Below are 4,095 nucleotides of genomic sequence, written 5' to 3'. Positions count from 1 at the left end.
CCGGAACGATGCGATGCCGAACGGGATCGTGATGATCAGGATGCAGGCGAGGATGCCCGCGAAGAAGTAGCCGATCGCCAGCCAGAAGCCGCCGAAGACCAGCCAGATCAGGTTGAGCAGGGTGCGCATCGTTCTCCTTGTTCGTCGCTCCTCCATGTAACCCGGTCCGGGCACGCCTCCGGGCGGCCGGGCACCCTGACCCGACCCTGATCGCTCCCGCAGTCGTCCTCCGCGGCTCCCTCGTCACAGAAGCTGCCGAAACTCGCTCCCGCTGCCGAAGCTTCGGCAGCCTCGGCAAGTTCCGGCAGCCTTTGTCGAGGGCAGTTGGGGGGCATGGGCGGGTGTAGCGAACGGCACTAGAGTTGCCGCCATGCCCACCGCCGTCCGGATCCACCGCGACGTGGTCTCCTACGTGCGGCGCAGCGGGCGGATGAACGAGTCCCAGCAGCGGGCCTGGGACGCGCACCGTGACGCCTGGGTGGTGGAACTGCCGTCCGGTGAGCGACGGACCTCGGTGTCCCCGGACGCAGCCATCGACTGGACGGCGGCGTTCGGGCGCGACGCCCCGCTGAAGGTCGAGATCGGCTCGGGCACCGGGCACGCGATCACCGTCCTCGCCGAGGCCATGCCGGACGCGAACCTGGTGGCGTTCGAGGTGTTCACGCCGGCGGTGGCGTCCACCCTCGGCCGGCTCGCCCGGCACGGCGTGGGCAACGTCCGGCTGGTCGTCGCCGACGGCGCGCAGGCCCTGGCGACGGTGTTCGGCGAAGGCGGTGTCAGCGAGCTGTGGACGTTCTTCCCCGACCCCTGGCACAAGGCCCGCCACCACAAGCGGCGGCTGGTCAGTCCCGAGTTCGCGGCGCTCGTCGCGTCCCGGCTCACACCGGACGGGGTGTGGCGACTCGCCACCGACTGGGACGACTACGCCGAAGCCATGCGCGAGGTGCTGGACGCCGAGCCCGGCCTGGTCAACTGCCACGACGGCTGGTCACCCCGCTACGAACTCCGTCCGGTGACGAAGTACGAGCGGCGCGGCGTGGACGCGGGCCGCACGATCCACGACCTCGCGTATCGCCACGCATGAGATACCGCCTCGACATCGGCTACGACGGGACGGCGTTCCACGGCTGGGCCGCCCAGACCGGCCTGCGCACGGTCCAGGGCGAGTTGGAGACCTGGCTCGGCCGGGTGCTGCGGCTGCCCGGGCCGCCCGTCCTGGTCTGTGCCGGACGGACGGACGCCGGCGTGCACGCCCGCGGCCAGGTGGCCCACCTCGACCTCGACCTGCCCGGGCCGGACGAGGTCGCCGGCACCCTGGCCCGCCGGCTGCGCCGGGCGCTCCCCGACGATGTCGTCGTGCACCGGGTCACCGTCGCCCCCGAGGGGTTCGACGCCCGGTTCTCCGCGATCTGGCGGCGGTACGCCTACCGGCTGGCCGACCGCGCGTCCGACCCCCTGCTGCGGCACACCACCACCACGATCCGCGGCGAACTCGACGTCGAGCGGATGGCCGCCGCCGGTAACGCTCTCCTCGGCCTGCACGACTTCGTGGCGTTCTGCCGGGCCCGGGAAGGCGCGACGTCGATCCGCCACGTGCAGGGGCTGCAGGTCGAACGCCTCGCCGACGGACGGGTCGAGGTCGGGATCAGGGCGGACGCCTTCTGTCACTCCATGGTCCGCTCGGTGGTGGGCGCGCTGGTCGAGGTCGGCACCGGGCGGCGGGACGCGGCCTGGCTCGCCCACCTGCTCGACGCCCCCGTCCGCGCGACGGAGGTGCCGGTGCTGCCGGCCCGCGGCCTCGTGCTGGAAGAGGTCGGCTACCCGCCGGACGACCAACTCGCCGCCCGCGCCCGCGAGGCCAGGGCACGCCGGACGCTGGAGGAGCCGTGAGCCACTACTTCCACACCCCGTCGGGGGCCGAGCACCGCCGCCAGGTGGCCATGCGGTTCTGGGACACCGACTGGTCCTTCACCACCGCGGACGGGGTGTTCTCCGCCGATGGGCTCGACCTCGGCACGTCCGTGCTGCTGCGCGAGTCGACGCCCCCGTCCGGGGCAACCCGGCTGCTGGACCTGGGCTGCGGCTACGGGGTGCTGGCCGTGGCGCTCGCGTCCGCCTGTCCCGGCGCACAGGTCGACGCGGTCGACACCAACGAGCGGGCCCTCGAGCTGTGCGCCGCCAATGCCACCGCTCACGGCCTTGCCGCGCGGGTGCACCCGATGCTGCCCGGGCAGGCCGACCCGGAGGCCCGCTACGACGAGATCTGGTCGAACCCGCCGATCCGGATCGGGAAGGCGGCGCTGCACGAGCTGCTGCTCACCTGGCTGCCCCGGCTGGCGCCCGGCGGTACCGCCCGGCTGGTGGTCGGCAGGAACCTCGGGGCCGACTCGCTGCAGGCGTGGCTGACCGCGTCCGGCTACCGGTGCGAGCGCACCGCGAGCGCCAAGGGATTCCGGGTGTTCGCGGTCACCCCGAAATCCGGACGGTAAACCGGACGCGGGCGAGGTTTCAGCCCTAGGCTTTGGACGTCCGACCGAACCACGACAGAAGAGGGCACGCATGAGCGACGACATCAAGGATGAGGCCGAGGGCTTCCTCGGAGGTCTGCTGGACAAGGCCAAGGAGTTCGGCGAGAAGGCCATGGACTTCGCAGAGGACGCCGTGGAGGCGGTCAAGGACTTCGCCGAGGACCTGCCCGAGAACGCCCAGAAGCTCGCCACCGACGCCGGCGCGGCGGTCAAGGACTTCGCCGAGGACTTCCCCGAGAACGCCCAGAAGTTCGCCACCGACGCCGGCGCGGCCGTGAAGGACTTCGCCGAGGATCTTCCCGAGAACGCCAAGCGGTTCGCCGACGAGGCGTCGGCCAAGGCGAAGGACCTCTTCGACGGCGACGAGCCGACCGAGCCGCCGGCCCCGACCGCCTGATTCACCGTCCTGCGCACAGCGGGGTGCCCTTCGGGTGCCCCGCTGTTGTCGTCAGGTGGCACCGCCCGGCCCGCGGGGGCTGGGTTACCCTGAGGCCCCTGCAGCCGCCAGCTCACCGGAGGACCAGCCATGCGCCCGCGCCTGACCCGCCTGCTCGCCGCCCTCGCCGCGGCGACCATCGTCATGCTGGGATCCGCGGCGCCGGCGACCGCGACCGCCGCGGCCTGCGACGGCGTCTGGGTCGTCGTCCAACCCGACCAGAAGGACGCGGGCACGGCGACGGCCAGGTGCGCGGCCGAGCACGCCACGGGACTGGCGGCGCTGAAGAGCGCGGGGTTCTCCGCCGAGGTGTCCGGCACGATGCTCAACCGCATCGACGGCCTGCCGAAGGACGCCGACTTCAACACCAACGGCGGTTACTACTGGTCCTACTGGAGCGCCCCCGTCGCGGCCGACGGCAGCATCGGCACCTGGGCGTACTACCAGGTCGGCCCGGACACGTCGAAGCCCGAGACGGGCAAGGCCGAGGGCTGGCTGCTCACGAATGAGCAGAACGCGGCCGGCCCGGCGCTGGGGGCGGTGCCGGAGGCCGCGGCGCCCACTGCGGCCCCCACTCCGCCGGCGTCCGGGCCCGGCTCCCCGACCGGGGTCATCGTCGCCGCCACGGTGGTCGTGCTCGCCCTGGTCGGGCTGGGCGGCTGGTGGGTCGTCCGGGGCCGCCGCCGCGCCTGAGCCCCGTCGACAAGGCCACTTGCCCGATCCGCGCACGACGCTGCACATTTCGGTCGGGTTCGGACGGGGTTACCCTGCCGCCGCCCGGCTGGGTTAGCCTGAGCCCACCTGAACCTATGCAGGGGAACCCGGTGCAAGACCGGGACTGACCCGCAACCGTGATGACGGCGCAACGCCGGCAGAGTCGGAACACCTGCATCAGGTTCTGGCTCAGTAACCAACCCGTCGTGGCACGCGGGTGGAGCCGGACGCGCTTGAGGGCCGGATCACCAGGTGCCTCGCGCGAAAGGACCCACATGTACTCATCCCTCAAGCGATTGCTTGCTGTCGGGACTGCAGCAGCCGTCGCCTTCATCGGCTTCACGCCGGCCACCACCGCGTCCGCCGCGGTTCAGAACGACGAGACGGTGAAGGCAGCGAGCTTCATCGTCAACAACC

Annotated in this window: 6 protein-coding genes and 1 riboswitch; of the genes, 5 read left to right on the top strand and 1 reads right to left on the bottom strand. The window is 72.2% G+C overall.

Annotation, left to right across the window (positions count from 1 at the left end; genetic code table 11):
• Positions 1–129, bottom strand: a 129-nt coding sequence (locus Q1K57_RS13935; RefSeq protein WP_300083643.1) for a YccF domain-containing protein, incomplete at its 3' end; no start/stop codon positions are given.
• Positions 130–370: 241 nt separating this feature from the next.
• On the opposite strand from Q1K57_RS13935, the gene trmB reads away from it, so the two are divergent.
• From trmB to Q1K57_RS13910, 5 genes are all read left to right on the top strand, one after another.
• Complete coding sequence (trmB, locus tag Q1K57_RS13930; RefSeq protein ID WP_300083641.1) at positions 371–1,084, top strand: tRNA (guanosine(46)-N7)-methyltransferase TrmB; 714 nt, start codon at positions 371–373, stop codon at positions 1,082–1,084.
• On the top strand, positions 1,081–1,890 hold the full coding sequence (truA, locus tag Q1K57_RS13925) for a tRNA pseudouridine(38-40) synthase TruA (RefSeq protein ID WP_300083639.1): 810 nt from the start codon (positions 1,081–1,083) through the stop codon (positions 1,888–1,890). Before trmB ends, truA begins: the two co-directional genes overlap by 4 nt.
• Entirely contained in the window at positions 1,887–2,489 is a 603-nt protein-coding gene (locus Q1K57_RS13920) for a methyltransferase (RefSeq protein WP_300083637.1), read from the top strand. Before truA ends, Q1K57_RS13920 begins: the two co-directional genes overlap by 4 nt.
• A gap of 70 nt (positions 2,490–2,559) precedes the next feature.
• The gene (locus Q1K57_RS13915; RefSeq protein ID WP_300083635.1) at positions 2,560–2,925 is read left to right on the top strand and encodes a hypothetical protein; all 366 of its coding nucleotides are present in this window, start codon (positions 2,560–2,562) and stop codon (positions 2,923–2,925) included.
• Between the two features lie 129 nt (positions 2,926–3,054).
• A complete protein-coding gene (locus Q1K57_RS13910; protein WP_300083633.1) occupies positions 3,055–3,657 on the top strand; it encodes a hypothetical protein in 603 nt (200 codons plus the stop codon).
• Between the two features lie 74 nt (positions 3,658–3,731).
• Positions 3,732–3,873: riboswitch (cobalamin riboswitch) on the top strand.
• Positions 3,874–4,095: the final 222 nt, after the last annotated feature.

This window comes from Propioniciclava sp. (assembly GCF_029977985.1).
In the GTDB taxonomy this organism is placed as follows: Bacteria; Actinomycetota; Actinomycetes; order Propionibacteriales; family Propionibacteriaceae; genus Propioniciclava.
The sequence above is the reverse complement of the archived record's forward strand: the minus strand, read 5'-3'. Positions and strand labels throughout refer to the sequence as shown.